The organism is Deltaproteobacteria bacterium, assembly GCA_016874775.1.
Classification (GTDB): domain Bacteria; phylum Desulfobacterota; class Binatia; order Bin18; family Bin18; genus VGTJ01.
This window is the reverse complement of the sequence record VGTJ01000087.1, coordinates 1-24,914: the sequence shown is the minus strand read 5'-3', so window position 1 is coordinate 24,914 and position 24,914 is coordinate 1. Positions and strand designations below refer to the sequence as shown.

Annotated in this window: 22 protein-coding genes and 1 CRISPR repeat array; of the genes, 11 read left to right on the top strand and 11 right to left on the bottom strand. The window is 53.4% G+C overall.

The window, feature by feature from the left end; genetic code table 11:
• Nucleotides 1–410 precede the first annotated feature (410 nt).
• Nucleotides 411–1,265 carry an NAD(+)/NADH kinase gene (locus FJ147_15510; protein ID MBM4257294.1) on the bottom strand — a complete coding sequence of 285 codons (855 nt, stop codon included), beginning with the start codon at nt 1,263–1,265 and terminating at the stop codon, nt 411–413.
• A gap of 145 nt (nt 1,266–1,410) precedes the next feature.
• On the opposite strand from FJ147_15510, the gene FJ147_15505 reads away from it, so the two are divergent.
• From FJ147_15505 to FJ147_15490, 4 genes are all read left to right on the top strand, one after another.
• Nucleotides 1,411–2,688: a replication-associated recombination protein A gene (locus FJ147_15505; protein ID MBM4257293.1), complete on the top strand. Its 1,278-nt coding sequence runs from the start codon at nt 1,411–1,413 to the stop codon at nt 2,686–2,688.
• 142 nt (nt 2,689–2,830) lie between these two features.
• Nucleotides 2,831–3,985 carry an epoxide hydrolase gene (locus FJ147_15500; GenBank protein ID MBM4257292.1) on the top strand — a complete coding sequence of 385 codons (1,155 nt, stop codon included), beginning with the start codon at nt 2,831–2,833 and terminating at the stop codon, nt 3,983–3,985.
• A gap of 117 nt (nt 3,986–4,102) precedes the next feature.
• The gene (locus FJ147_15495; protein MBM4257291.1) at nt 4,103–5,359 is read left to right on the top strand and encodes a Rieske 2Fe-2S domain-containing protein; all 1,257 of its coding nucleotides are present in this window, start codon (nt 4,103–4,105) and stop codon (nt 5,357–5,359) included.
• A gap of 1 nt (nt 5,360) precedes the next feature.
• Complete coding sequence (locus FJ147_15490) at nt 5,361–5,852, top strand: aromatic-ring-hydroxylating dioxygenase subunit beta (GenBank protein MBM4257290.1); 492 nt, start codon at nt 5,361–5,363, stop codon at nt 5,850–5,852.
• 59 nt (nt 5,853–5,911) lie between these two features.
• Here FJ147_15490 and FJ147_15485 read toward each other — a convergent pair whose 3' ends face one another.
• A complete protein-coding gene (locus FJ147_15485; protein ID MBM4257289.1) occupies nt 5,912–6,277 on the bottom strand; it encodes a nitroreductase family deazaflavin-dependent oxidoreductase in 366 nt (121 codons plus the stop codon).
• A 12-nt stretch (nt 6,278–6,289) separates the two neighbouring features.
• On the bottom strand, nt 6,290–7,384 hold the full coding sequence (gene purM / locus FJ147_15480) for a phosphoribosylformylglycinamidine cyclo-ligase (GenBank protein MBM4257288.1): 1,095 nt from the start codon (nt 7,382–7,384) through the stop codon (nt 6,290–6,292).
• Between the two features lie 174 nt (nt 7,385–7,558).
• On the opposite strand from purM, the gene FJ147_15475 reads away from it, so the two are divergent.
• The 7 genes from FJ147_15475 (at nt 7,559) to FJ147_15445 (ending at nt 14,731) form a co-directional block, all read left to right on the top strand.
• A complete protein-coding gene (locus FJ147_15475) occupies nt 7,559–9,502 on the top strand; it encodes a DUF2075 domain-containing protein (GenBank protein ID MBM4257287.1) in 1,944 nt (647 codons plus the stop codon).
• Entirely contained in the window at nt 9,486–10,550 is a 1,065-nt protein-coding gene (locus FJ147_15470) for a hypothetical protein (protein MBM4257286.1), read from the top strand. The genes FJ147_15475 and FJ147_15470 overlap by 17 nt, the downstream gene beginning before the upstream one ends.
• 659 nt (nt 10,551–11,209) lie before the next feature.
• Nucleotides 11,210–11,938, top strand: a complete 729-nt coding sequence (gene minC, locus FJ147_15465; GenBank protein ID MBM4257285.1) for a septum site-determining protein MinC — start codon at nt 11,210–11,212, stop codon at nt 11,936–11,938.
• Between the two features lie 12 nt (nt 11,939–11,950).
• Nucleotides 11,951–12,745, top strand: a complete 795-nt coding sequence (gene minD, locus FJ147_15460) for a septum site-determining protein MinD (GenBank protein ID MBM4257284.1) — start codon at nt 11,951–11,953, stop codon at nt 12,743–12,745.
• Nucleotides 12,699–13,085, top strand: coding sequence for a cell division topological specificity factor MinE (gene minE / locus FJ147_15455; GenBank protein ID MBM4257283.1), 387 nt, complete (start codon nt 12,699–12,701; stop codon nt 13,083–13,085). The genes minD and minE overlap by 47 nt, the downstream gene beginning before the upstream one ends.
• Before the next feature lie 127 nt (nt 13,086–13,212).
• Nucleotides 13,213–14,001: an enoyl-CoA hydratase/isomerase family protein gene (locus FJ147_15450; GenBank protein ID MBM4257282.1), complete on the top strand. Its 789-nt coding sequence runs from the start codon at nt 13,213–13,215 to the stop codon at nt 13,999–14,001.
• Nucleotides 14,002–14,152: 151 nt separating this feature from the next.
• Nucleotides 14,153–14,731, top strand: coding sequence for a hypothetical protein (locus tag FJ147_15445; GenBank protein MBM4257281.1), 579 nt, complete (start codon nt 14,153–14,155; stop codon nt 14,729–14,731).
• A gap of 216 nt (nt 14,732–14,947) precedes the next feature.
• Here the strand turns inward: FJ147_15445 and FJ147_15440 are convergent, their stop codons facing one another.
• From FJ147_15440 to cas1, 8 genes are all read right to left on the bottom strand, one after another.
• Nucleotides 14,948–15,916: an alpha/beta hydrolase gene (locus tag FJ147_15440; protein MBM4257280.1), complete on the bottom strand. Its 969-nt coding sequence runs from the start codon at nt 15,914–15,916 to the stop codon at nt 14,948–14,950.
• Complete coding sequence (locus FJ147_15435; protein MBM4257279.1) at nt 15,913–16,545, bottom strand: tetratricopeptide repeat protein; 633 nt, start codon at nt 16,543–16,545, stop codon at nt 15,913–15,915. The genes FJ147_15440 and FJ147_15435 overlap by 4 nt, the downstream gene beginning before the upstream one ends.
• A 160-nt stretch (nt 16,546–16,705) precedes the next feature.
• Complete coding sequence (locus FJ147_15430; protein MBM4257278.1) at nt 16,706–17,935, bottom strand: beta-lactamase family protein; 1,230 nt, start codon at nt 17,933–17,935, stop codon at nt 16,706–16,708.
• Between the two features lie 24 nt (nt 17,936–17,959).
• A complete protein-coding gene (locus FJ147_15425; protein MBM4257277.1) occupies nt 17,960–19,012 on the bottom strand; it encodes an NAD(P)-dependent alcohol dehydrogenase in 1,053 nt (350 codons plus the stop codon).
• A 25-nt stretch (nt 19,013–19,037) separates the two neighbouring features.
• On the bottom strand, nt 19,038–20,108 hold the full coding sequence (locus tag FJ147_15420) for an LLM class flavin-dependent oxidoreductase (GenBank protein ID MBM4257276.1): 1,071 nt from the start codon (nt 20,106–20,108) through the stop codon (nt 19,038–19,040).
• Nucleotides 20,109–20,292: 184 nt separating this feature from the next.
• A complete protein-coding gene (locus tag FJ147_15415; protein MBM4257275.1) occupies nt 20,293–21,612 on the bottom strand; it encodes an OmpA family protein in 1,320 nt (439 codons plus the stop codon).
• Between the two features lie 103 nt (nt 21,613–21,715).
• A CRISPR array of direct repeats spans nt 21,716–23,107; the repeat unit is 36 nt; unit sequence GTGCTCAACGCCTTGCGGCATCACAGGGAAATTCAC.
• Nucleotides 23,108–23,322: 215 nt separating this feature from the next.
• Nucleotides 23,323–23,661 (bottom strand): CRISPR-associated endonuclease Cas2, encoded by a 339-nt coding sequence (gene cas2, locus FJ147_15410; protein MBM4257274.1) that lies wholly within the window; start codon nt 23,659–23,661, stop codon nt 23,323–23,325.
• Between the two features lie 3 nt (nt 23,662–23,664).
• On the bottom strand, nt 23,665–24,852 hold the full coding sequence (cas1, locus tag FJ147_15405; protein ID MBM4257273.1) for a type I-MYXAN CRISPR-associated endonuclease Cas1: 1,188 nt from the start codon (nt 24,850–24,852) through the stop codon (nt 23,665–23,667).
• Between the last annotated feature and the right edge of the window lie 62 nt (nt 24,853–24,914).

The window sequence follows — 24,914 nt, the reverse complement described above, 5'->3', positions numbered from 1 at the left end:
GCGCTTGGAGGTGGTGCGCCGTTCGGCAGACGCCAAAGGCTTTACCGTGTTGCCCCGCCGCTGGGTGGTGGAGCGGTCCTTCGGTTGGCTGGGGCGCTAGCGGCGCTTGTGTCGGGACTTCGAACATACCACCGTTTCCAGTGACGCTATGGTGTACTTGGCCAGTATCCGGCGCACGCTGCGGATGGTGACGACGGAAAATACGAATTAAAAAACACTTTCTTAGGACCGTGAGACAAAACCTCAGTTGAGCAAAGAGGGAGAGCAAATGGGCATGTCATTGCGAGGAGCTCTAAGCGACGAAGCAATCGCTATTTTTGGGGTAGAGATTGCTTCGCTTCGCTCGCAATGACGCCTTGACTTTCTGCGCGACCGTAGAGTTTTGCCTCATAGTCCTTATAGACGCTGGACTATCTTTCCCCCCACCGCAATTTACTCCGCAGTACGTCAAAAAACGTGCGGTTCTGCGGTTTGATCAGAGCAACCGTACTCTCTGAGCGTTTGATGCTGACGGTGTCACCTTGTTTAAGGGGGTGTCCCTCTTGGCCGTCGAGGGTGAGAATGACGTCTTCCTCTGCTGTGCGTAGTACAACGCGAATATTCGCAGTATCAGGAAGGACGATCGGACGGTTGGTCAACATGTGTGGACAAATCGGCGAGAGCACCACGACACCTACTGCTGGCGCAATAATCGGCCCTCCTGCAGCAAGTGAATATGCCGTAGAACCGGTCGGCGTTGCCACGATCAAGCCATCGGCTTTGTAGGTACACAAGTAGTGATCATCGACCCAGGCCTCAAGGTCAATAATTCGTGCCAGGGCGCCTTTGTTGATCACGGCATCGTTGAGCACCTGAAATGACTCCATCCGATGGTCATTCCGCGCGAGGGTCACTTCGAGGAGACTGCGCTGTTCGACGTCATATTCACCGCGAAGGATCTGCTCCAGCGTCGAAAATAACTCACTGGTCGTTGTGCTGGTAAGAAATCCAAGGCTGCCAAGATTGACCCCAAGAATGGGGACGACACGCGCGTTGGCACGGCGAGCAACGCTGAGCAACGTACCGTCGCCACCAAGGACAATGACGAGTTCAGCGCGCTGCATGATCTCAACTTTGCGCCAGCCACGAGAGAAGCCGAGTTCCTGACTAGTTTGGTCTTCTGGCAGGATCGTCTTTCCACGTTCCTGGAGCCATGCTGCTACTTGACGTCCAAGGGCAACTGTTTCTGGGGTATTCCGTTTGAGGACAAGACCAATGGTGTTCATGCTGGCTCCGTCGGAAATCTGCCACGCTCCCTTTTGTGTCGGCTGTGGTCGGGTATAATGTCGCACCGTGCCAACCCGTGATGATGATTTGTTTGCCCATAGTGCCGCAAAGGTGGCAGCCAAGAAAGCCCCACTGGCTGAACGTATGCGTCCGCGTACGCTTGAGGAGTATGTGGGGCAGACGCGGGTGCTTGGCCCAGGACGCCTCCTGAAACAGATCATGGAACGTAAAACCCTGCCGTCTTTGATTCTCTGGGGACCCCCAGGGTGCGGGAAAACGACGCTGGCGCATTTGCTGGCTAAAACCGTCCGCGCACCGTTTGTGGCTTTTTCCGCTGTGCTGTCAGGGGTCAAGGAGTTGCGACAGATACTTGATGAAGCGCAAGAAGAAAGACGGCGCTCGGGGATAGCAACGATTCTCTTCGTCGATGAAATTCACCGTTTCAACAAAGCTCAGCAAGATGCCTTCTTGCCGCATGTCGAGAGTGGGCTGATTACGTTGATCGGTGCGACCACCGAAAACCCTTCCTTTGAAGTGATTGCACCGCTGCTGTCGCGTGCGCGCGTAGTAGTGTTGGAAGCATTGAACAGTGAGGATTTGATTCGCTTGTTGCGACGTGCGCTCGCAGACGAAGAGCATGGGCTCGGGACTCAGCATCTGACTGCCGAGGATGAAGCCCTGACTTTCATTGCTCAACACGCACAGGGAGATGCACGGTCGGCACTGAACACCCTCGAAGTGACAGCAATGCTTGCTGGGCAAAAAGGAACCTCAACGCTTGATCTCTCTCTGGTTGAAGAGGCGGCGCAGCACAAAGCGTTACTGTATGATAAAGGCGGCGAAGAACACTACAACGTTATCTCGGCTTTTATTAAGAGCATGCGAGGAAGTGATCCTGATGCTGCTGTGTACTGGATGATGCGGATGGTAGAAGCTGGAGAGGATCCGTTGTTTATCGCCCGCCGCATGGTGATCTTTGCCGCAGAAGATGTTGGCAACGCGGACCCGCATGCTTTACCACTGGCGATTGCGGCCCGTGATGCGATTCACTTTGTGGGTATGCCAGAAGCGCGCATTCCCATGGCGCAGGCAGCGACCTATCTCGCGACAGCACCGAAGTCGAACGCGTCATACAAAGCCATGCTCGCTGCAGCAAAAGATGTCAAAGAACATGGTCCACTGCCGGTTCCTCTTCATCTTCGCAACGCGCCTACCAAGATGATGAAAGGCCTTGGATACAATAAGGGCTATCAGTACGCGCATGATTACGACGATGCTGTCGTCGAACAGACTCATCTTCCCGATAAGCTGAAAGAACGACGCTATTATGCGCCGACTGAACGAGGGCAGGAGCGGGAAATTCGCGAACGGATGGAGCAGCGAGAAGAGGTGAGGAGGAAAACAAAGCCAGTTAAGAGTTAAGAATGAAGAGTGAGGAATGAAAAAAGGCTATAGGCTATAGGCTTCAGGCTTTAGGGACTGGCTTCCTCTCTCAAGCCTCTAACCGAGGACTGCAGCCTGGCATGGAATTCTCAACGTTACCTTCAAGAATAAGGAGGGTGCTGTGGCATATACCAAGCCCGAGCCATTTACGATTCATGTCTCTGATGCTGAACTCGCCGACCTGCGCGAGCGACTCGACCGCGTACGCTGGCCTGGAGAAGTGCCTGATACCGGTTGGGAGTATGGGGCGAATCTCGCCTATATCAAACAGTTGGTTGATTATTGGCGCACGAAATATGACTGGCGTGCACAGGAGCGTGAGCTCAATAAGTGGCCGCATTTTAAGGTCACGATCGACGGTCAACGTATTCATTACCTTCACCAACGTGGCAAAGGCCCGAAGCCCTTACCGCTGATTATCTCGCATGGCTGGCCGGGATCGATCTATGAATTCATGCAAATCCTCGGTCCATTGACTGATCCTGCCGCGCATGGTGGTGATCCGGCGGATGCGTTCGATGTCATTGCCCCCTCTCTGCCTGGGTATGGCTTTTCTGATCCTACCCATGAACGCAAAGTCAATGTGATCCGTATTGGCGAGTGGTTCGGTACGCTGATGAAAGATGTCCTCGGCTACTCGCGCTATGGTGCGCAGGGGGGAGATTGGGGTGCGTTAGTCACTTCTCGTTTAGGTTTCGCTTTTCCCCAGCATGTCGTTGGCATTCATCTCAATATGGTTGGTGTCGCTCCACATCCTGCCAACCGGCAGAATCTCTCTGCCGCCGAGCAAGCCTGGATGCAAGAGATGAAAGGCTGGCAATCTGAGGAGACTGGCTATCAAAACATTCAGGGGACCAAACCGCAGACCCTCGGATATGGGCTCAATGATTCACCTGTCGGATTGTGTGCGTGGATCGTCGAGAAGTTCCGCACCTGGAGTGACTGTAATGGAAATCCCGAGAACTCGTATACCAAAGATCAATTACTCACCAATGTGATGATCTATTGGATTACGCAGACGATTAACTCGTCGACCCGCTTGTATTACGAACAACGCCATCATCCGTGGTTGTTAGCCAAGGACGAGAAGATCACTGTTCCAACCGGGTTCGCGGCGTTTCCTAAAGAGCTTGCCCGGCCACCACGCGAGTGGGCCGAACGTGCCTATAACGTACAACGCTGGACACCGATGCCTGCTGGTGGTCACTTTGCCGCGATGGAAAAGCCACAACTCCTCGTTGATGACATTCGTGCCTTTTTCCGTGGGGTGCGATGAGATAGCTGCCGGCTTGTGCTTGTCAGTTATCAGTTGTCAGGTCTGAGTTTTTTGTGGATACTGCGTTTGCTACATACTGATAACTGACGACTGAATACTATTTTTAAGGATATCACCATGCTCCAGGAAACCGCACCACAATATGATGTCTTAGTGAAAGACGACCGTGTTCACGCGACGCTCTATACCGACCCACGTATCTTTGAGGAAGAGTTGGAGCGGATCTTTTATCGTGGCTGGGTGTTTATCGGCCATGAGAGTGAGATTCCCAGGCCCGGCGATTTTCTTACGCGTGCGATCGGGCGACAGCCTGTGATTTTCGTTCGAGAAAAAGACGGAAGCCCGAGTGTCCTGCTTAATCGCTGTGCGCATCGTGGTTCGACCGTCTGTACCGTAGAACAAGGCAACACCAAAGCGTTTGTGTGTCCCTATCATGGTTGGACATACGATCTGGGTGGTAACCTCTTAAGTGTTGCCCACCCTGGTGGTTTCGCGCAGAGCTTCGATAAGAGTAAGAATGGCTTAGCACGGGCCGCTCGGATCGATAGCTATCGTGGGTTTGTCTTTGCCTGTCTGCAGCCAACCGATGTGTCTCTCGCTGACCATCTCGGTATTGCTACCAAGCTCATTGATCGCGCCTGCGATCTTTCCCCTGAGGGAGAAATCGAACTCACTGCTGGTTGGATACGGCATCGCTATGGTGCGAACTGGAAGATGCTACCGGAGAATGACACCGATGGTTATCATTTGACCTTTACGCACGCCAGTTTTATCAAGTCGATCAATTCCCAATACAGCTTGTTTGCTGGCAACGAAAAAGATGTCCGTGCGGTGTTACGCGATTGGGGCAACGGGCACACGGAGATCGATTGGGCGCCAGGTTACAAACGTCCGTTCGATTGGTTCGGTGGCGGTCCAGAAGGGAAGTTTGCCCGTTATCTCTCAGCGATGGAGCAACGCTATGGCAAAGAAGCGGCGCAGAAATATACCTTCGATGGTCCACCGCATGCGATCATTTTTCCTAATCTCTTTCTTGCTGAAATGAACATCGTGATTATGCAGCCGGTCAGTGTCAATGAATGTATTCACTGGCATACGCCAATGTTTCTCAAGGGCGTGCCAGAATTCAATATCCGCTTACTGCGGCAGAGCGAAGCAGCGATGGGGCCAGCTTCCTTTTTGACGGCTGATGATGCGACGATTGCCAGTCGTAATCAGGTCGGCTTAGCTGCTCGTAATCCCGAGTGGCTCGATATCGGGCGTGGGTTGCATCGTGAAGAGGTCGATGGAGAAGGGCGACGTGTGTCGCATTTGACTGATGAAACGACGAACCGAGCTTTTTGGAAGCACTACCGGACAGTGATGAGTGCGTAATATGATTACAGCTGCCGAACACAGAGCTGTTGAAGCCTTCCTCTACAAAGAAGCGCGGCTGGCGGATGAGTCGCGCTATAACGAATGGGAAGCATTGTGGGAAGATGATGCGATCTATTGGGTGCCAGCGACGACCCAAGAAGATGCTGATCCCAATCGGCACATCTCGCACATCTACGATAATCGGGCACGCATTGCCACGCGCCTGCGATTACTCAAAAGCGGCTTCCGTTACAGTCAAACGCCAGCCTCGTCGATGCGGCGCCTGATCTCGAATATCGAGATCGAAAAAACTGGCACTGGTGAGTTTGTCGTCGGCTCGAACTTCTTGCTTGTCGAACTATCACTGCAAGCCAAACACGAAACACATCTCTGGGCTGGCCACACGATTCATCAACTGCGTGCCGTCAATGGTGAACTGAAAATGTTCGGTAAGAAGGTGATGCTCGTGAATGCGGGGGAACCGATTCCGAACTTAACGTTTTTGATCTAATGCGTAATGCGTAAAACGTAATTCGTAAGAGGGAAGAGATGATGGTTACGTATTACGTATTACGTTTCTGTCGGTATAATCTCAAAGGCAAAAATCGTCTTATACCAGCCGATCCATTTGAAGACTTTGGCCAGGAAGTATTTCTGTAAGAACAACGGAATCACTTCGGTCCGCACGCTATCATCTTCACGCCATGTGGCAGTGCCTTTGAATGAGGTATCGCCAATCTGTAAGGCCACTTGTGGGTTCTTCCGCAGGTTCTTCACCCACTGTGCGTCCGATCCGCGTGCAGAGGTCACGTAGACTTTCCCTTTGCTCGGATCAGTGGCGAACCAGATTTTTACCGTGTGCGGTTTCCCGGTCTTACGGCCATAGACCGTGAGCTGCACGAGGGATTCGCGATTCAATGTTTGAAGGTCGAGCATGATACAGGTTCTCTAGAGAGAGACGAATTTGCCGTCACGACTCGATAGATGGCGTGGTTCAATCGTCACAGTTCGTTCTTCTGAGGCGATGGTTTCTCCGATTCGCCAGGCGCGGACATTGTGATCCGTAGCAATCTGTATGACCTTTTCGGCATCCGCTGGCGTCACGACGATACAGAAGCCGATTCCCATATTAAAGACCTGGAACATCTCAGCATCAGTGAGTTTGCCAACTTCTTGAATGACTGAGAAAATCGCTGAGAGAGGCGGGAGCGTGTGAATGCGGAAGCCCACCGGCTTGGCCGTGCGCGTGAGATTGAAAAATCCATCCCCAGTCATGTGGGCAAGTGCAGTGATCTTCAGATTGGCGGCGAACATCGCCGTGATTTCTGGAACATAGATGCGCGTGGGTTCAAGCAATTCCTCGCCAACCGTGCGACCAAACTCTTGCATATAACTATCAACTGTGAGTTCGGTCTCTTTGAGTAACACGCGCCGGGCCAGAGACAGCCCGTTACTGTGAATACCGCTACTGGCGAGCCCAATAACGACATCCCCAGGCTGTACGTTTTCACCAACAATGATTTTGTCGAGCAGAACCGTGCCAATGGCTGTCCCAGCCAGGTCAAAGCCGCCACCAGGGCGCACACCGCGAATCATGTCACGTAGCTGAGCAATCTCACCACCTGAGATACTGACACGTGCTTGCTGCGAACCGACGAACAGCCCCTTGCCAATCTCTCCTAACACTTCAGGATGGAGTTCCTCGACCGCAATATAATCAACAAACGAGATGGGGGTCGCACCGACGCACAGCAGGTCATTGACGTTCATGGCGATACAGTCGATGCCGACCGTGTCATACTTGCCGAGCATTTCGGCGATCAGCAACTTGGTCCCTACGCCATCAGTCGAAATGGCGATTCCAATATTCAGTCCATCGAGACGGATAATGTTGGCAAAATAGCCTAACGGGAGGTGTGGTCGAGCCTGTGGGTTTAGGGGGAAAGTCTTTTCTATCCAAGTTTTCAACAGGGACAAGCCAGCTTCAGCTTTGGTACTATCGACGCCAGAAGCCGCGTATCGAGGATCTCGTGCGTGTGACATGATGGGCACTGGTTTAGCCAATCTCCTGTGAGAAGGCAATGATCCGCCAGTGTTTCTGACAAGGCAACAGTATGCTACGTAGAGAAGAACATGGAAAACGTGAAACGTAAAACGTAATTGGATGAAGAATACTCTACGTTTTTCGTCTTACGTTTGACGCATGACGTTTTGCTTATGTACGAATCCTTCTTCGGCTTTCGCGATAATCCTTTCCGTCTGACGCCGGACCCTGATTACCTCTTTTTGAGCGCAAATCATCAGGAAGCATTGGGGCACCTTCTCTTTGGTGTGAAAGAGGGAGGTGGGGTCGTTGTCATCACCGGTGAGATCGGGGCGGGGAAAACGACGCTCCTCCGAACCCTGGTCCGTAACCTCGATACCCAAACAACCATTGCCTATATTTTCAATCCCGTTCTGTCTTCGTTGGAGTTGCTGCAAACGATCAATGCCGATTTAGGGCTCCCCTCCTCTTCGTCAAGCAAGAAAGAGCTGACCGATGAGTTGAACCGTTTCCTTCTCGCCCAACAACGTGCAGGGCGACGAACGGTTGTGATTGTTGACGAAGCGCAGGACCTCGAACCCAGCGTGCTCGAACAATTGCGGTTGTTGTCGAATCTTGAAACTGAACGAGCCAAGCTGCTGCAAATCGTTTTGGTCGGGCAACCTGAACTGGCACAAACATTAGCAAGGCCAGACCTTGCACAACTTGACCAACGCGTCACGCTGCGTTGGCATTTAAAGCCGCTTCCGGTGGATGACACTGGTGCGTACATCCGCCATCGTCTGCAGGTTGCTGGCGGTGGAAGGGCACCTGTTGCATTCACTCCAGGGGCGATACGCCTGGTGTATCAATTCTCCAGAGGAGTCCCACGCCTGATTAACGTCCTCAGTCATCGCGCACTGTTGGTTGCCTATACGCAAGAGGAGCGGAAGATTGATTCTCATGTGGTGCGCCAGGCGATGAAAGAACTCCGTCGCCACGGACAAGAAGCGCGCCAATTTCTCTGGGGACGATCGCTTCCCTTCAAGGCAGCGCTGGCCGCACTGCTCTTGGCGACCATTGGTCTGGTCGCTGCCTTTGCTGCTGGTCGTGGGTGGTTTACTCGTGAGGCGACATCGCCAATGGCAACTGTGACAAGTCGTGAGGAACGGAAAGAACAAGGTGTGACATCGGCAACTCCGACAACTGGGGTAGTGGTGGCAGAGACTGCTCCTTCGGTTCCTGTTCCTGCACCAGCTCTGGCAACCAAGGAGACGCGCTCTGTTGCAGAACCGACTCCCGCTGTTGTGGCGTCCCCTGAACCTCCTGTGAAAGAAAACGCTCCGGTCCCTGTGCCCGCGCAATCGGACGCAGATGCCGATCAGGCGTTGGTTGAACAATTCCTCCGCGACCTGCGTGCACTCAATATGGTTGATAGCGCTATTCGCACGACTGACGGATTGTTGCGCGCGTGGAATGTTGAGGGGTTGCGAGAAAAAGAATGGCGACGGGGGACGCTTGATTTAGCGGCGATTGCTCGTGCACGTCAGCTTGAGTATCTGCCGTTAACCGGCAGTGCAAATCTCCTCTCACTTCTCGATCTCCCGATGATTATGGAACTAGTTGTTCCAGAGTTAGAAACAAGCCGCTTTGTTTTGTTGCTTGGACTGTCTGGCGAGCGCTGCCGCGTGTTTCTTGATCGTGAGCGAGAACTTCCGTTACGGGTCCTCAATGAGAATTGGTTTGGCAAAGGGTATATGTTTTGGAAAGATTATGAAGGAATCGGTGCACCGTTGACGGTGGGAAGTGTTGGGCAGAATGTCAAACGCTTACACGCGATGCTGACCAAGGCCCAAGGCAGCAAAGATTTGGCGCTTGCCGCTGGGCGCGAGACGGTGTTCAGTCGACAGACGGAAGCCGCAGTCGCACGCTTTCAACGTGCCAAACGCCTCACGCCAGACGGTGTTGCTGGCCCACTCACGATGATCTTGCTGTATAATTCTCTTTCCTCTTATGCCCATCCTAGTTTGGGAGCTGGGACGAAGCTTGGACCGACTGAGACGCCCGTAGCATTCCAAGGAGCAGCAGCACAGGTGACGCACGAAGGAACAGTTCCATCCTATGAGTACAATTCTTGACGCTTTACGGAAAGTCGAAGAAGAGAAGCGAGCACAGGAAGCAGATGTCCGTGCACGATTGTTGTCGAACCCGACTCGATTCGATTTTCGTAGACCCCGCTCTTCTCGTTTTTCGTGGGGAGTCGTCGGTGGCGGACTTGTCGCGGCTGGTATCGCTTTCGGGGCAACCTGGATGTTGTGGCCTTCGAGCGAGACAGCGTCAGTAACAGAAACACCACCACCATCGATAGCGTCACCACAAGTGACGAGTGCGCCGCAACCCGCACCTCCTCAACCGCATCGCCGTAGACAAGAATCCCCGCCGCCGCAACCCGCACCTCCACCAGGGCACGTGCCGTCTGGGCCAGGTGGTGGAGGGGAAATGACAGGGCAACCCCCTCCGCAAGTTGCTCAGATTACCCCAGGGGCTGCCCCCGTGGTTCTTCCGGACAAGCATATGATGGCTGTGCCCTCTGACCCGGCACAAGTTGCCGCTGCGGGGATAGCCCCTGCCGCTGCGCCGAGGGTACGACGTGATGCAGGCAATGGTGGAGGTTCACCGAATTTCACTGGCAATGCTCCGCACAGACAGGGGACTGAAGCGCTCTATCGCCCATCACCGTTATCAGATGTTGTCCAACGTTCGCCGTTTGTGAGTTCTTCACCGTATGATCGCATCGTAGCGCCGCCGCCGCTTCCTCCACCAACGGCACGGGATCGTCGGGCCGCTGCGGTAGCGCCGAAGGTCACACCTCGCCCGCAAACGCCGGATCAGCGTACGCCATCGACTGCTGAGGCCCCAGTCGCCGCACGGCCAACTCCCCCTCCTGTCGCTGCTTCAGCACCGACACGTGATACCCCTACCGGTGCACCGCCGGGTGCGTCACTTGCTTTTCTGCAATGGTCGGCTGATCCAGACAAGCGCGTAGTCTCGATTAAAGTGGGGACTGGCCCCGCCATGTTGGCTCACGAAGGTGACTCGGTTGAGGGATTGACTGTAGTGAAAATTCGTCCGGACGCAGTGGAACTGCGGTCTGGAGAATCTCGATATTTACTCAAGGCGCGGTGAGAGAGATCAGTGAAGAATGAAGAGTGAAGAGTGAAAAGTTGCAAAAGCAAAAGGAGAAACACTATAGTTCATTTTCTCAATCGTCATTTTTAACTCTTAACTGTCGAGTCTCATGACATCGCGTACTCATTTTTGTGCAAAAATCCAAGAAATTCGACGAATTCTTAGTGCGCGATGTTATGAGACCTGACACTTAACTCTTAACTCTTAACTCTTGATTATTCCTGTCATACTGGCTACGGACTACTAGCTACTCATTCTTCTTAGGCCTTCTTTGCCTGCGCTTTTAATTCTTTGATGCGGGCTTTGAGTCGTTTTTCTCGCCGCTTACGACGACGGCGGATTTCGCGATCTCGTTCTCGATGCATGCCGTTACTCACCTCCTCCCTCAGACGATACTCGGCCAATGTTATAGTGTCCTTTGTGATGGCCGCAACGGGGGCTGAGATGAGAGGTCAGCGATCAGTCGTCAGCATTCAGCAAAAACAAGGAGAGGCATCTCATGGGGTGCATGCTCAATTTCTGGTCATCCGCATTCGCTCAGAACCTCATTTCTTGTCTGATTGATCGCGAAAAGCTGAGCGCCTACGCTACTAGATATTGTGGTTTAGATATTTTTTTGCTACACGCTATAGTGTTCTACGGCTCGCTCTGAGCCAATTCGGCTGACAGTCAAAGATTTCGTACTGCGTGAGAGGGGTGTGGAGCTGTTTACTATCAAGGGACTCAAGTCAGGGACGACGTTCCTCTTCGATGATCGTGCGTCGTTTCCTGAGGTGATTCATGCGGTAGAAGAAGAACTCGCACGAGCCAAGGGATTTTTCCGCGACTCGCCTGTGGTTTTGCATTTTGGCGAGCGCAATCTACAAAAAGATGAGTGGCGTCAGTTAAAAGAAATCTTGCATCGCGAAGGGTTGCTGTTGCGCTACGCTGTAGCAGCGACTGAGAAGAGTCGAGACCTTCTGTACAGAGAAGGACTTCCCGTTCGTGAGGAGCTGATTGTTGCAGCGCAGGAGAAAAAAACTGTACAACCAGAGGCGCCCGAGTACCCGACGGCGCTGTATTTACGTCGGAGTTTACGTTCGGGACAGAAACACGTCTTCAATGGCGATGTGGTGTTGGTGGGGGATGTGAATCAAGGGGCGGAGATTATCGCCGGCGGGGATACTATTGTCTTTGGCACCTTACGTGGAGTGGTGCATGCTGGGTATCCAGACAACCCGTCTGCGGTGGTTGTGGCGCTGAATTTAATGCCACTGCAGTTGCGCATTGGACCGTATATTGCCTGTGCAGAAGAAGGGCAGCTCAATCCGCGTGCTCAACGGCCAGAAGTTGCTCGTGTGAAGGACGAGCGGATTATTATTGAACCCTACCAAGGAAAATTATAGGAGGCCCACGCCATGGGCGGACGTGCAATAGTCGTCACTTCGGGAAAAGGCGGAGTCGGAAAGACGACTTCGACTGCAAACATCGGTCTTGGACTCGCACGACGTGGCCAAAAAGTCGCGTTGGTTGATGCGGACATCGGATTGCGTAACCTCGACATCATCATGGGGCTGGAGAACCGTATCGTCTATCACCTCGTCGATGTCGTGCGCGGTCGGTGTCAGGTACGCCAAGCCCTCGTAAAAGACAAACGGTTTCCACAGCTCTCGATGTTACCGGCCTCGCAGGTCGATCAGAAAGAATCGATCACCCCTGACGAGATGAAAGCGGTGGTCGCACAGCTCAAGGAAGATTTCGACTATGTCCTGATCGACTGTCCGGCAGGAATTGAACAAGGGTTTCGTAATGCTGTTGCTGGTGCAGATGAGGGCATTGTTATTACTACTCCTGACGTATCGCCAGTGCGTGATGCCGACCGTGTTATTGGATTGTTACAGTCGTCACTGGGAGAACCACAACTGATTATCAATCGCATGTCTACCGACATGGTGAAGCGCGGGGATATGCTTAACCAGCAAGATGTCCTCGACATCTTAGCTGTCCGACTGCTCGGGATTGTGCCTGAGGATGACGAGGTGGTGGTTGCCGGTAATCGTGGGTCGCCGGTAATCCTGAATGAACAGTCTCGTTCAGGGAAAGCGTTCGATCGAATTGTCCGTCGAATTCTCGGAGAAGAAGTACCGATTCCCGAACTGAACGGGCATGGCGGAATCATGCACCGTCTCGGTAAACTGTTCTTCAGGAGATAATATTATGGCATGGGGAGATCTCGTTCAGCGGTTCTTCGGAACTAGAGGAAGCAAGGACGAGGCGAAAGGGCGTCTCCAGATCGTCCTGGCGTACGACCGCCTCGGACTATCGGCAGACCAAATGGAAGCCTTGCGTCGAGATATTATGGAAACCATTAACCGGCATGTTGCGATCGATACTGAGCGAGTCAAGATCGATTTCCTTCAACAGCATCCTGCGGCAGTGATGATCGAAGCACCGGTTCGCGCGAAACGCACCAGTGGAGAAGAAGGGAAGCCCACAGAAGAGGCCAAACAAGAAACAAAACAAGAAGAGAAACAAGAAGTGACGACGTCGTAGGGTCTGTCGCTCATGGTGAGAGAAAACGCTCCGTGACGTGAAGTCGTAGTGAGAACAGGAACGAAGGGCGCGCCGAGTCGCGCCCTTTTCTATTTGTGCTAATCAAGTAGCAAAAGGAGGAGACGATATGGCCACGTATGAACACATTCTTGTTGATCGCCAAGATGGCATAGTGACATTGACCCTTAACCATCCGGAGAATCTCAACGCGATGAGCGCGGAGATGGGGGATGAGGTCACGGCACTCGTGCACTCGCTCAAGGATGATAATTCAGCGCGAGTATTGGTGTTGACTGGTGCTGGACGTGCGTTCTGTGCCGGCGGCACCAAGAGCAATTTGCAAAGCCGAACAACAGCCGGCTCGAAGCAGAGCGCTCCAAAGGTTTTCTATAAAAAATTTCTTGCTCTCAGACAGTTAGAAATTCCGACGATCGCAGCGATTAACGGCCCCGCCGTTGGTGCAGGTTTTTGCGTCGCACTCGCATGCGATATGCGTGTTGTTGCTGCTAACGCACGTATGGGACTCAACTTCGTGCGTCTTGGCATTCACCCTGGGATGGCAGGTACCTACACCACGCCACGCATTGTCGGCATGGCGAAGGCATGTGAGGTGATTTTCACTGGCAAGCTGTATACCGGCGAGGAAGCATTTGCGATGGGTTTAGTGAACCGCGTGGTGCCGCAAGAAAAAGTCATGGATGAGGCGATGTCACTCGCGCGAGAAATTGCGACTAACAGCGCACCGATCGCCGTGCGGCTTGCCAAACGCGCGCTTTATAGAAACGACGCCGATCTTTTAGAGGCAGCAATCGAAGTTGAATCCGAATATCAAGCCTACACTTGGACCACCGAAGACGCGAAAGAAGGCATTACTGCCATGACTGAAAAACGCGCGCCGAAGTTTCAGGGGAAATAGAGGGATCGCGGATTGGCGATTGTGGACTGTGGAATGAGGGACAAGGAGAATTCAAGTGTTACTCATCCGCAATCCGCAATTTCTTGCGTCTTGCTGCACTCTCAACACGCTGCTACCTTGAGGTAAATTTGCGGCGTTTTTTTACGGCACTATGGCAGAGCAAGAGTACGCAAGAGTTCTTTCTCCTCCCAAACAAAGCTTTTTTCTCTTTGGCATGCGTGGTGTAGGAAAGAGTACCTGGGCGCGGCGGGTATTTCCCCGCGCTCATCGCATCGACCTGCTCGACGAAGGGGTCTACCAGAACATCCTGCCAAACCCCACGCTATTCCGTCTCGAATTAGAAGGATTGCCACGAGGGAGCTGGGTCATTGTTGATGAGATACAACGTATTCCCACACTCTTGAATTATGTCCATCTTCTTATCGAAGAAAAGAAATTGCGGTTCGTATTGTTAGGATTGAGTGCGCGCAAGTTGAAACAAGCTGGTGTGAATCTACTGGCGGGACGGGCGTTACGGAAGCAGATGTTTCCACTGCTTCCTGAAGAACTGGCGAAAGATTTTGACCTAGACCGGATTCTTACGCTCGGATCGTTGCCACTGGTGTGGCAGTCTGCATCGCCAACGGAGACACTTGATGTGTATGTCCAACTCTACCTCAAGGAGGAAATCCGGGCCGAAGCTTTGGTGCGCAACCTTCCTGCTTTTTCACGCTTCCTTCCGCTGGAGTAATCTCGCCGTTCGTGCTGAGCCTGTCGAAGCATGAACGGCGCAATGGATAGGGAGTATTGAGAACCCGCATAAGTCATTGCGAGGCGTGAAAGCGACGAAGCAATCTCTGCATAAGAACGAGAGTGCTGCACTGCTTGAGTCCGATGCGACTATACTCTTTATGGCGCGGTGATTGTTATGGGCCGAGGTTTCCAGGGTAGCTTGATCGAGGCTCTATTATCTGGTGCCAAGAAACTCCCGCAAAAACTCCAACAACGCCGCGTTCACGGCGTCAGGTTTTTCTTGTTGTGTCCAATGGCCTGAACCTTCGATCAACACTGTGCGTCGCAAGTTCGGCACCCATCTGTCCATACCGACCGCTAATTCTGGGCGTAAAACCACATCCAGTTCTGCGGTAACCATCAGCGCTGGCTGCAGAACCTTGGCATTGTTGAGGTACGCCGTGGTTTCCCAGTTACGGTCAAAATTGCGGTACCAGTTGAGCCCGCCGCGAAACCCACTTTTTGTGAAGGCATTGGCAAAGACTCCGAAGTCTTCTGGTGTGAGGAAGTTACCGTGCGGGGCATCCGGTAACCGATCAAGCAACCCACCGCCAGCCGGGCCAAAAACACCAAGCGGCGTGTTCCGAAGCAATTCCATCGCCTCGCGATTCGGCCCTTGATAAAACCCGCGTAACGAGCGGCGGACATCACGTTCTAACTCCGCCTCTGCAACTCCAGGTTCTTGAAAATACAAAATGTAATGGAAGTTCCCTTGTGATGTGGCACGCATCGCTGTCAGAGGTGAGATGGGCAGTCGCGGGAAGAACGGGGTATTGACGCCGACAACTCCTGCAACGCGCTGGGGTGCGAGCAGTGCCATTTGCCACACCACGAGTCCTCCCCAATCGTGACCGACGATCACCGCTTTGTCGATCTCTAGTGCATCAAGTAAGCCAGTGAGATCGCCGACAAGGTGATGAATACTGTAGGCATCAATGGGCTGTGGTGCATCTGTTTCGCCATAGCCGCGTTGATCTGGAGCAATGGCACGAAATCCAGCATCGGCCAGTGCGGTCAGCTGATGCCGCCAGGAGTACCACAATTCAGGAAAGCCGTGACACAGAAGCACCGGAAACCCACTGCCAGCTTCGGCCACGTGCATACGGATACCGTTGGTTTGTACGTAATTGTGAGTGATGCTCATGGGAGAACGCCTTTCTCGGCAGTTGTTTCCTGCTCTAGGGGTTGCTGTTCCTGCTCAGCGTGAACGTACTCCTGGGCACTTTCTGCGGCAATCATCCGCCATGCCCGTAAGCCTTCTTGGAGATTCCGCCGACTAATTTCATGGGCCTGCGCTTCGGCTTTTTCCTTGCCGCCACCGAGAATGCGAGGAGCTTTGAGGTAGTACTCAGTTAAATCAGCGCGGGCATCGATATTATCAGGATCAAGCTCAATTGCTTTCTCAAAGTGGATCTTCACTTTGCGAGCGAGAGGAAATTGCCACAGAATGCTAGCCCGTTGCGCGCTATAGCCATACGCCCGACCCAACCAAAGGTGATATTGGGAGTTCACGCTGTCGATAAGGGTGGCTTTTTCTAACCACTCGACGGCACCTTCGTACTGTTGCTGCTCGAATAGGGTACGCCCCAAGTAAAAGGCCCCGATGGCATCGGTTGGGTGCTTGGCGGTAAACGACTCGAAAAACTGCTGTGCGGAGGTCCACTGTTTGTCGTTGAACAAGCGGATGCCGAATTCTGGGTCGGCGGATGCATGGGCAGCAGCGAGGTTGAACCACCAAGAACAGAATATGAGGAGGGCATGTTTCATGATCATCAACGTGGAGCAGCGAGGCCTGCTAAGATTGTCACTCTGAACCCTTCGACGACGCTCAGGATAAACTCCGTGAAGGGGTTCGCAGAGAGATTCTTCGCTTCGCTTAGGCTGACACGCTTAGTAGGCGTTTCAGGCAATGTACGAATAGCATACGCGGAAGTCATCGACACGCATCAAAGGCCAGCGAAACCAATTCCGTCGAAAACTTGGCAAACTCAACATAATCCTTCTGGCCCGTGTTGAGAAACGAGAACGACAACTCGCGATCAAGATCGGCCAGGCATGTCTGCCCACCTTTGCCCGGATGACCAAAGGTGCGCAAACTCGCGCCGCGGGCGAGATGTCCCAGCATCCACCCCAAGCCATAGATGATAGGAATGCGAAGTGATCGATCGATCGCCCCTGGTTCGTTCGTTGGCAAGATTGAGCGTTGCAAGGTTTCTGTCGAAAGATACCGTTTCCCTTTCCACTGTGCTTCTTGTGCAAGCATGGCATAAATTTTTGCCATGTCGCGAGCGCATGCGATTCCCCCGCCACCAGCAATCACCGCACGATGAACTTCTGGGCGATTAAAAATGTTGGCTGCTTCGGGAAATGGTAACGACGCTGCCGCGACTTTTTCGTCAAAATTGAGTGACCGCTGAAAAGCAAAGTATTCCTCATCGGGAGTGAAACCCATCAGTGTCGCCATTTGTGAGATCGAGTCACGATCTGATGGTGCCTCATAGACGCACGCAACTCTCGCTTCTTCTGACTCCGGCAATCCGACAAACACGCTGTTCAATCCTAACGGAGCGAAGATTTCATCTTTGAGGAGGCGGCCACAATCTCGTCCGTCGATGCGTAACAGCAGCTCGTTAATCATGAAGCCGTAGTTGAGCGGGTGGTAGCCATTCGCTTCCCCTGGCGTCCAGCGTGGTGTCAACTCTTCCATTGCCTGCGCGCATTTCTGACGGTCGCCCCACAATTTATGTGTCAGCCAGTCCGGTCCGACCGTATTTCCCACGCGATGACCGAGAACATGCGTGATGGTAGCGTGCTCTTTGCCGTTGCGCGTAAATTCTGGCCAGTAGCGAGAAACGAGATCGTCATACTGAAAGCGACCACGATCGCGCAGCAGGTGCATCGCGAGTGCCGCGAGCCCTTTGGTCGACGAATAGAGCACGAACATCGTCTCTGGTGTCACCGGTTTCTGATCACTCGCACGTGCGAGTCCACCACCAATGTCGAGCACCTTTTTACCACGCCGGTAAATGGCGAGCTGCGCACCCCAAAACAATTTTCCTGACTCGACTTCGGTGCGGAACATCGCCGCAATCTTGTTGACCGTTGCGTTATCCATACCCACGGCTTGCGGGGTAACTTCGGGATCGAGTTGGTAAAAGGCCATAGAGAACTCCTTGTAGGTTGCCTATTAAAACGTGATCAACGGTTTGACGATATTGTCCTCTTTCGTCTCCATCATATGAAACGCCTTCTCAACTTGTGAGAACGGCAAGCGATGTGTTGTCATCGGTGTTGGATCAAGACGACCACTTTCCATGAGTCGTAGCAAGCGCATCATCCGCTCACGCCCGCCGGGGCACAGCGCCGTGCGAATCTGCTTGTCGCCCATTCCTAAACCGAAATCCGGCAGAGGGATCTGTAAGGTATTCCCGGCTTCGCCGTGATAGCCGACATTTGAGATGACTCCCCCAGGACGTGTCGCTTTAATGCAATTCTCGAACGTGACCGGATGACCCAGGGCTTCGATTGCTGAATCAACTCCTTCACCGCCGGTGAGTTGGCGAATCTGTTCGACCACGTCACCTTGTGTCGGATCAACAACAACATCAGCGCCAAGCTTCTTGGCGAGAGCTTTACGATCAGCTTTGGATTCTACGGCAATGACTAATCCAGCGCCGAGAAGGCGGGACATCATTGTCGCCGCGAGGCCCACCGGACCTTGGGCAAAGACGGCAACCGTACCGCCGGGTGGAATCTTGGCATTTTCAGCGCCCGCCAAACCGGTAGTGAGCATGTCTGTGGTATAGGTTGCTTGTTCGTCGCTCAGCGCTTTAGGAATTGGTGCCAGGTTGTAGTCAGCATCGTTGACGAAGAAATACTCCGAGAGGTTACCGTCGCGCTGGGTGGTATATTTGTAGCCACCGAGCATGCCGCCACATTGCGACGTGAAGCCGCGTTGGCAATTCTCGCAATGACCACAGGGGGTAATCGCGCACACGGCGACACGGTCGCCTTCTTTGCAGCGAGTGACATTGGCGCCACGCTTGTAGACGACACCGACGCTTTCGTGTCCGAGACCACGACCACTGGGAATCTCAATGACTCCGCGTACGGTATGCACGTCAGACGTACAAATGAGCGACGCGGTCGTTTTGATGATCGCATCGTTGGGGCCTGGGTCAGGAATGGGTTTCTCGACCACTCCCACCTTGCCGATGCCAAGGAATACTAAGGCTTTCATTGTTGTCCTCCTGTTTTACGCTGTGTTATGGACGCTGCCACACGCCAGCTTGCTCCAACAACGGAACGACTTCTTCGCCAAACCGCTGCATCTCCTCTAACATTGGGTGAAACTGCAGCAGGAACGTTGTGACTCCGACATCACGAAACGCCCGCAGGCGATCAGCGATCTGTTGCGCGGTGCCGACTAACCCTGCATCAGTACCACCATTCGAGCCCACCGCGCCAGGACGATAGGCGTAGGTGCGAATCATCTGCACTTTACGATCAACACCGGGAATCATTTCTTCCGCGCGGAGAGTGTGAAGACGCGCATGTGCGGCCCACGCTTCTGCTTCTGTCTTGCGGCAGATGACGAACGCACTAATGCCAAACTGTAAGTGACGGTCGCACTCCGCGGCATATGGTCGTACATGGTCAATGAGCTGTTGTGTTTCTGCGACCGGACGGCCATTGATGAGATACTCATCTGCCAATTGAGCCGCGAGTCGTTGGGCGATGTCTGACTCACCACCCAGATAGATGCGTGGATGTGGTTTGCGAAGAGGGAAAGGCGCCAGGGTGATATCATTTACCTGATAATACTGACCAGAGAAACTGAAGTGCGGCTGCGTCCACAAACCTTTGAGAATGGTCAAATACTCTGTTGAGCGTTGATAGCGATCGTCGTGGGGAAGACTTGCGATCCCCATCGCATCACTTTCTTTCTGCCACCAACCAGAAACCAAATTGATCGCCATGCGGCCACCGCTCATCTGATCGATGTTGCCGGCCATCTTGGCGGTTAGCACCGGATGTTTGAACGTTGGACGAACGGCTGGCATCAGCTCAATATGCTTGGTGATCGTGGCGAGACCAGCGGTAGAGGTCCAGGTTTCGAGCTGATCACTCTCCGGGTCGAACGGATTGAAGGTATGCTCTGCGAGAAGCAACGTGGCAAAGCCAATATCTTCCGCCAGCGTTGTCAAACGGCGAGTATAGTCGAACGACGCATTGTGCGTGTCCGGCTGTTTGGAAAAAATCCAATTGCCATAGACCGGTGCCCAGAAACCGAGACGAATAGACTGAGATGGTGAGCCTGCACGTTGAGCCACGATGCGACCTCCCTGTTCCGGCGGTCACCATAGCCAAAAGCGGAATGAGGCTCAATGATGGAGTTGTTCAAGGTTGGAGAACGGCGGATTGCGAGTCGCAGGTGTGTTCGGTACACCGTTCGAGTTCCCCTCTCCAGTCATGGAGAGGGGAGAGGGGTGAGGTCAACCACTTGTGGCGGAGACCAGTTTACCGCCCCACGCTTGCCGTCTGCGCACAGGTGTCAATGACAAGTTCCACGCGACGATTTTGTTGTCGCCCTTCAGGATTATCTGACCCGTCAGAATTGGTATTCGCAGAGATCGGACGTGTCTTGCCGAATCCCATACTGGTGATGCGATCGCTGGCGACACCATGTTGCACGAGATAGTTGCGTACTGAGGCCGCGCGTTTCTCGCTCAGAGGCTGATTGTACGCATCGGCTCCTTTGCCATCGGTGTGGCCCTCGACGCGAGCGGCATGTTGCGAAGCGCGCAGATGCTTCGCCGCGGCGTCAAGCGTTGGTGCTGCTTCACGACGAGTCTCGGATTTATCGAAATCGAAGAGCACATCGGCGCCAATGCGAAGCCGTTGCTCGCACTTGGACTCGACCACGTCGATCTTGGCGGCACGCAGATCAGTCGTCGCGGTGTTTTCCGTTTGACGCTTTCCCGCGCCACTCTGTGCTGCAGGCCAACAGTCTTGGTCACCATTTGTTGGTAGTGCGGTGCCACCGAGGAGAACACAGAAACGATCACTCTCCGGCCCTTGCACAGTGACGCGCAGAAGCTTTTCTCCACTATTATCAATAGGAAAACTCCGGGTGCTTTCTTCTTGTGGGTCAGAGCCATGAATCCAGTACCAATCCGCACCGCGCGCGTCTGTGTCGAGTAGCTGCAGCGTTAACTCCTTGCGTGCTCCTTTGCGCCCTTTATAAGAAATCTGCGTCAGCAAGTCCCCGGCTTTTGGACGAATGACGAAGTAGTACGTTGCCTTCGTGTTAGTGCCAGGAAGTGCACCGGCAATGACACCAGTCTCGGCGACCGGGGTCGGAGTGAAGATCGATCGTGAGAGCCCGTTGTGCACTTGCTGCGCGTTGGTCACGGTTCCGTTTAACGCAGAGCCGCCTAGCTCGACACGAAAGCCACCGGTTTCCGGCCCTTTCACGGTCAGACTCACAACCTGTCTCCCCTTTTTATCGATGGGAAAACTGCGTGTCGCCTCTTCGACGGCACCCGAGCCGTGAATCCAATACCACTCGCCTTTCTTGCCGCTCTCGTTCAGCAACGCGAACTCCAACGCTTGGTCGGCGCCCTCACGGCCTTGATAGGAGATCTGCGTAAGTAAGGTCCCAGGTTGCGCATCGACCGTGAAATAATAGGTCGTTTCTGCGGCAGGGAACGCGTCACTAATCACGCCGTTCGCGCCCACTGGCGTTGGTTTGATGATTGAAGTTGAGAATCCCGCCTGAGCCCACGATGCAGAGACGATCACCATCGCTGCGACAGCAAACACAAACAAACGACACATAAAGATTTCCTCCGTCCCCCACTGACCGAAGTGAGATTTGAAATGCTGTGAGAATTTATCGGCCAGACAGGGGAAAATTTAGGAGGAAGGGAATTTGGTAAGAAAATATAACGCCTTGCGGCATCACAGAGAAATTCACTCACCACTATATGGCCGGGCCAGGTTGCGCCTGATGTGCTCAACGCCTTGCGGCATCACAGAGAAATTCACCACGGGAGGCGTACTTTCCGCCTTTGCCTTGGACCCCCTTGTGCTCAACGCCTTGCGGCATCACAGAGAAATTCACCCTAACGGTCTGTTATATTACGCCGGAGAGCGCAAGTGCTCAACGCCTTGCGGCATCACAGAGAAATTCACACGTGATTGTGACAACCTGCCCATCTACGTTAACGTGCTCAACGCCTTGCGGCATCACAGAGAAATTCACCTCCATCACGAAAGGGTTATTAAAATGACGTGCCGGTGCTCAACGCCTTGCGGCATCACAGAGAAATTCACTGGGTTTACAGGAAATGACGAAGAGCCTCGAAGAGTGCTCAACGCCTTGCGGCATCACAGAGAAATTCACCTCTCCTCCAGACCTTCTCGATACCACGGTGATACGTGCTCAACGCCTTGCGGCATCACAGAGAAATTCACGGCTTGTTGTATGACGGATTTCAGGAACAAGAAATGTGCTCAACGCCTTGCGGCATCACAGAGAAATTCACGTGAAGGAAGAGGTTCGTACGTCTCTCGTGAACAGGTGCTCAACGCCTTGCGGCATCACAGGGAAATTCACATGCTGAAGAACGAGTTCCACGGCGTACGATCGGTGTGCTCAACGCCTTGCGGCATCACAGGGAAATTCACGTCGATGGACACGCGCGGGCAACGCTGGAGCGGGTGTGCTCAATGCCTTGCGGCATCACAGGGAAATTCACATGTCGCCAAGCTGCATACGGAACGCAGCGCCGACGTGCTCAACGCCTTGCGGCATCACAGGGAAATTCACAAGCTGCGCCGGATACGCCGCGCACTGCTTCTCTACGTGCTCAACGCCTTGCGGCATCACAGGGAAATTCACCATCGTTGTCATGAACGAACGCACGATGGAGCGTGCGTGCTCAACGCCTTGCGGCATCACAGGGAAATTCACATTCTAGAGCATGGGGGGGAGAACTGTCCCATCACGTGCTCAACGCCTTGCGGCATCACAGGGAAATTCACGAGGGGAATTGATTGCGGGGAATTTGGATGGAATGTGCTCAACGCCTTGCGGCATCACAGGGAAATTCACATACAAGAAAAACTCTTTCGAGCGGTATTTGAACTTGTGCTCAACGCCTTGCGGCATCACAGGGAAATTCACGTAGAGAATCCAGTCGTTAAGTTCCATCCTTTTGGGTGCTCAACGCCTTGCGGCATCACAGGGAAATTCACACCGTGAACACCAGTCCCATCACCGCACGATTCTGGTGTGCTCAACGCCTTGCGGCATCACAGGGAAATTCACGGCTCATTTGTAACTATCTGTTTTCTCTCCTGTTTCTTCTTAACCTGGCAAGTACCTCAGTTCGTTTTCTTGTTAGGGCCATTGCTTCTGTTTTCTACGCAGTCTAACGCGGCTACCGCATTTCAGTTTTTTCATGCATGGACTTGGTCCTTCTCGCAAACTCTCTTTTTTTCAAAGAACCTCAGCCGTTAGCTTAATTTCGTCTCACGCTAGACTCACACAGCGTTCGGTGCATGAATTCTCTGCGTTGACATGGAACAGCTATAAGACTGAAAATGCGGTTGCTCTTGTACCCACTCCTCTTTAGCGTTGCGAGCGATGATACGTTTTGAACAGCCGGGGCAAAGGCCGACGAGCATCAAGCTATCTTCTTCCGCAAGTTCGGTTTCGAGTTCCCAGCGCAGCCGTTCTAACTCCCGTTTGGTTAAACGACAACGAAAAATGGAGTACTGCAAGCTTTCTCCGTACCCTTTGAGCAGCTTGAAGCAGCGGCGCCAGCGTTTCGGCTCACGGATGTCATAACAGATGAGATACCAGTAGCGTTGTTCTGCCATCGTTCACCTCAGCCGCATGCGCGCAAACAGTCCTGGCTCGCCGCTCCACTCTTTCTCAAGGAGACGGGTCTCCAGCTCAATCAGTCGTGCATAAGACAGTGAATACCCAGTAACTGGATGTTTCCACTGGTCCTCTTTGCGCCGTTCGTATATTTCGATGGCTTTCTTACGACCAAGATCACTGAGCCAGACTTGTTTACCCGCACAAGTGAAGTCAGCATCCGCATCCCATTGCAAGCGATTGACAGAAGCGATCATCGGCAAATCCCATAACGGCACACGAAACAATTCCATCAGATCAAGTGCGAGCGGATGCGCTGCCGAGCGGGGGCGGTGAAAGAAGCCAAAGGCTGGTTCTAAGCCAACGGTGATAATGGCCTGAAGGACATCACGATAGAGCAGCGCGTAGCCAAAACTCAGCAAGGCATTGAGCCGGTCCTGGGGGGGACGACGGTTACGACCGTCAAAACGGAAACGTTCATCGAGGTCTTCCCGCAGCAGTGCGGGGAGAGCGGAGAAATAGTGCCGGGCCGCGTCACCCTCATGCCCACGTAGAGAATCGATGCCTTCCGCATGATCCACTGCGCGCAACGCATTGCGAATACCTTGCACGGCCTCGTCGATCCCGCACGCTGCTCGATCTTTATCGCGTGAGGCCCGTAATAAGAAACTGAGTTGTCCAGCGGCACGAGCGAAAACGAGCCGCCGGGCAAGGCGGAACACCATACCGGGATCATGTAAGGCCTCAAATTGACGCAGTCGGCGTTGTACAGGAGAAGCGCCAGCGGCAAGTCCGCCAATATAACGACCGCCACCCGTGAACCAATGTACGCCGATCTCTTGCGAGGCACACAAGTGAATTGCTTGCGTACTGATTTGTGCGTTGCCGTGCACGACGACTTCGCCGACCGAACGAATAGGAAACACCTGCTTGCTGCCTTCAGTGTCGACAACGGTAAGCGTGTCGCCAGCACGGCCAATACGCGCACCGTGCGTAGTCACATGAACCGTTTGTCGTTCACGATCTTGTGGGAACAGACGGATCGGATCTTTGGGTTCATGCTGAGACAAACGTCCTTCTTCGGGAAGGCAGACTGGTGCTAAGGCGGTGGCAGGAAACAACTTACCGCAATAGTGATTGACCGGAGTGGAGAGCCTCTGCACAAGAGCAGGGATGAGAGACGAGACCATTGTGTGCTGGCTTCGGTCTAAGTATCGAAGTCTGGTCGAAGAGCTGGATGAACGCGGGCGAC

Bases quoted from the DNA above. Each gene is read 5' to 3' on its own strand.
- FJ147_15415 (MBM4257275.1), bottom strand. From the start codon at position 21,612: ATGTGTCGTTTGTTTGTGTTTGCTGTCGCAGCGATGGTGATCGTCTCT.
- FJ147_15440 (MBM4257280.1), bottom strand. From the start codon at position 15,916: ATGAGCATCACTCACAATTACGTACAAACCAACGGTATCCGTATGCAC.
- cas1 (MBM4257273.1), bottom strand. From the start codon at position 24,852: ATGGTCTCGTCTCTCATCCCTGCTCTTGTGCAGAGGCTCTCCACTCCG.
- FJ147_15435 (MBM4257279.1), bottom strand. From the start codon at position 16,545: ATGATCATGAAACATGCCCTCCTCATATTCTGTTCTTGGTGGTTCAAC.
- FJ147_15490 (MBM4257290.1), top strand. From the start codon at position 5,361: ATGATTACAGCTGCCGAACACAGAGCTGTTGAAGCCTTCCTCTACAAA.
- FJ147_15445 (MBM4257281.1), top strand. From the start codon at position 14,153: ATGGCAGAGCAAGAGTACGCAAGAGTTCTTTCTCCTCCCAAACAAAGC.
- FJ147_15485 (MBM4257289.1), bottom strand. From the start codon at position 6,277: ATGCTCGACCTTCAAACATTGAATCGCGAATCCCTCGTGCAGCTCACG.
- purM (MBM4257288.1), bottom strand. From the start codon at position 7,384: ATGTCACACGCACGAGATCCTCGATACGCGGCTTCTGGCGTCGATAGT.
- FJ147_15430 (MBM4257278.1), bottom strand. From the start codon at position 17,935: ATGGCCTTTTACCAACTCGATCCCGAAGTTACCCCGCAAGCCGTGGGT.
- FJ147_15510 (MBM4257294.1), bottom strand. From the start codon at position 1,265: ATGAACACCATTGGTCTTGTCCTCAAACGGAATACCCCAGAAACAGTT.
- FJ147_15425 (MBM4257277.1), bottom strand. From the start codon at position 19,012: ATGAAAGCCTTAGTATTCCTTGGCATCGGCAAGGTGGGAGTGGTCGAG.
- FJ147_15470 (MBM4257286.1), top strand. From the start codon at position 9,486: ATGAGTACAATTCTTGACGCTTTACGGAAAGTCGAAGAAGAGAAGCGA.
- FJ147_15450 (MBM4257282.1), top strand. From the start codon at position 13,213: ATGGCCACGTATGAACACATTCTTGTTGATCGCCAAGATGGCATAGTG.
- minE (MBM4257283.1), top strand. From the start codon at position 12,699: ATGGCGGAATCATGCACCGTCTCGGTAAACTGTTCTTCAGGAGATAAT.
- FJ147_15495 (MBM4257291.1), top strand. From the start codon at position 4,103: ATGCTCCAGGAAACCGCACCACAATATGATGTCTTAGTGAAAGACGAC.
- cas2 (MBM4257274.1), bottom strand. From the start codon at position 23,661: ATGGCAGAACAACGCTACTGGTATCTCATCTGTTATGACATCCGTGAG.
- FJ147_15505 (MBM4257293.1), top strand. From the start codon at position 1,411: ATGCGTCCGCGTACGCTTGAGGAGTATGTGGGGCAGACGCGGGTGCTT.
- FJ147_15475 (MBM4257287.1), top strand. From the start codon at position 7,559: ATGTACGAATCCTTCTTCGGCTTTCGCGATAATCCTTTCCGTCTGACG.
- minD (MBM4257284.1), top strand. From the start codon at position 11,951: ATGGGCGGACGTGCAATAGTCGTCACTTCGGGAAAAGGCGGAGTCGGA.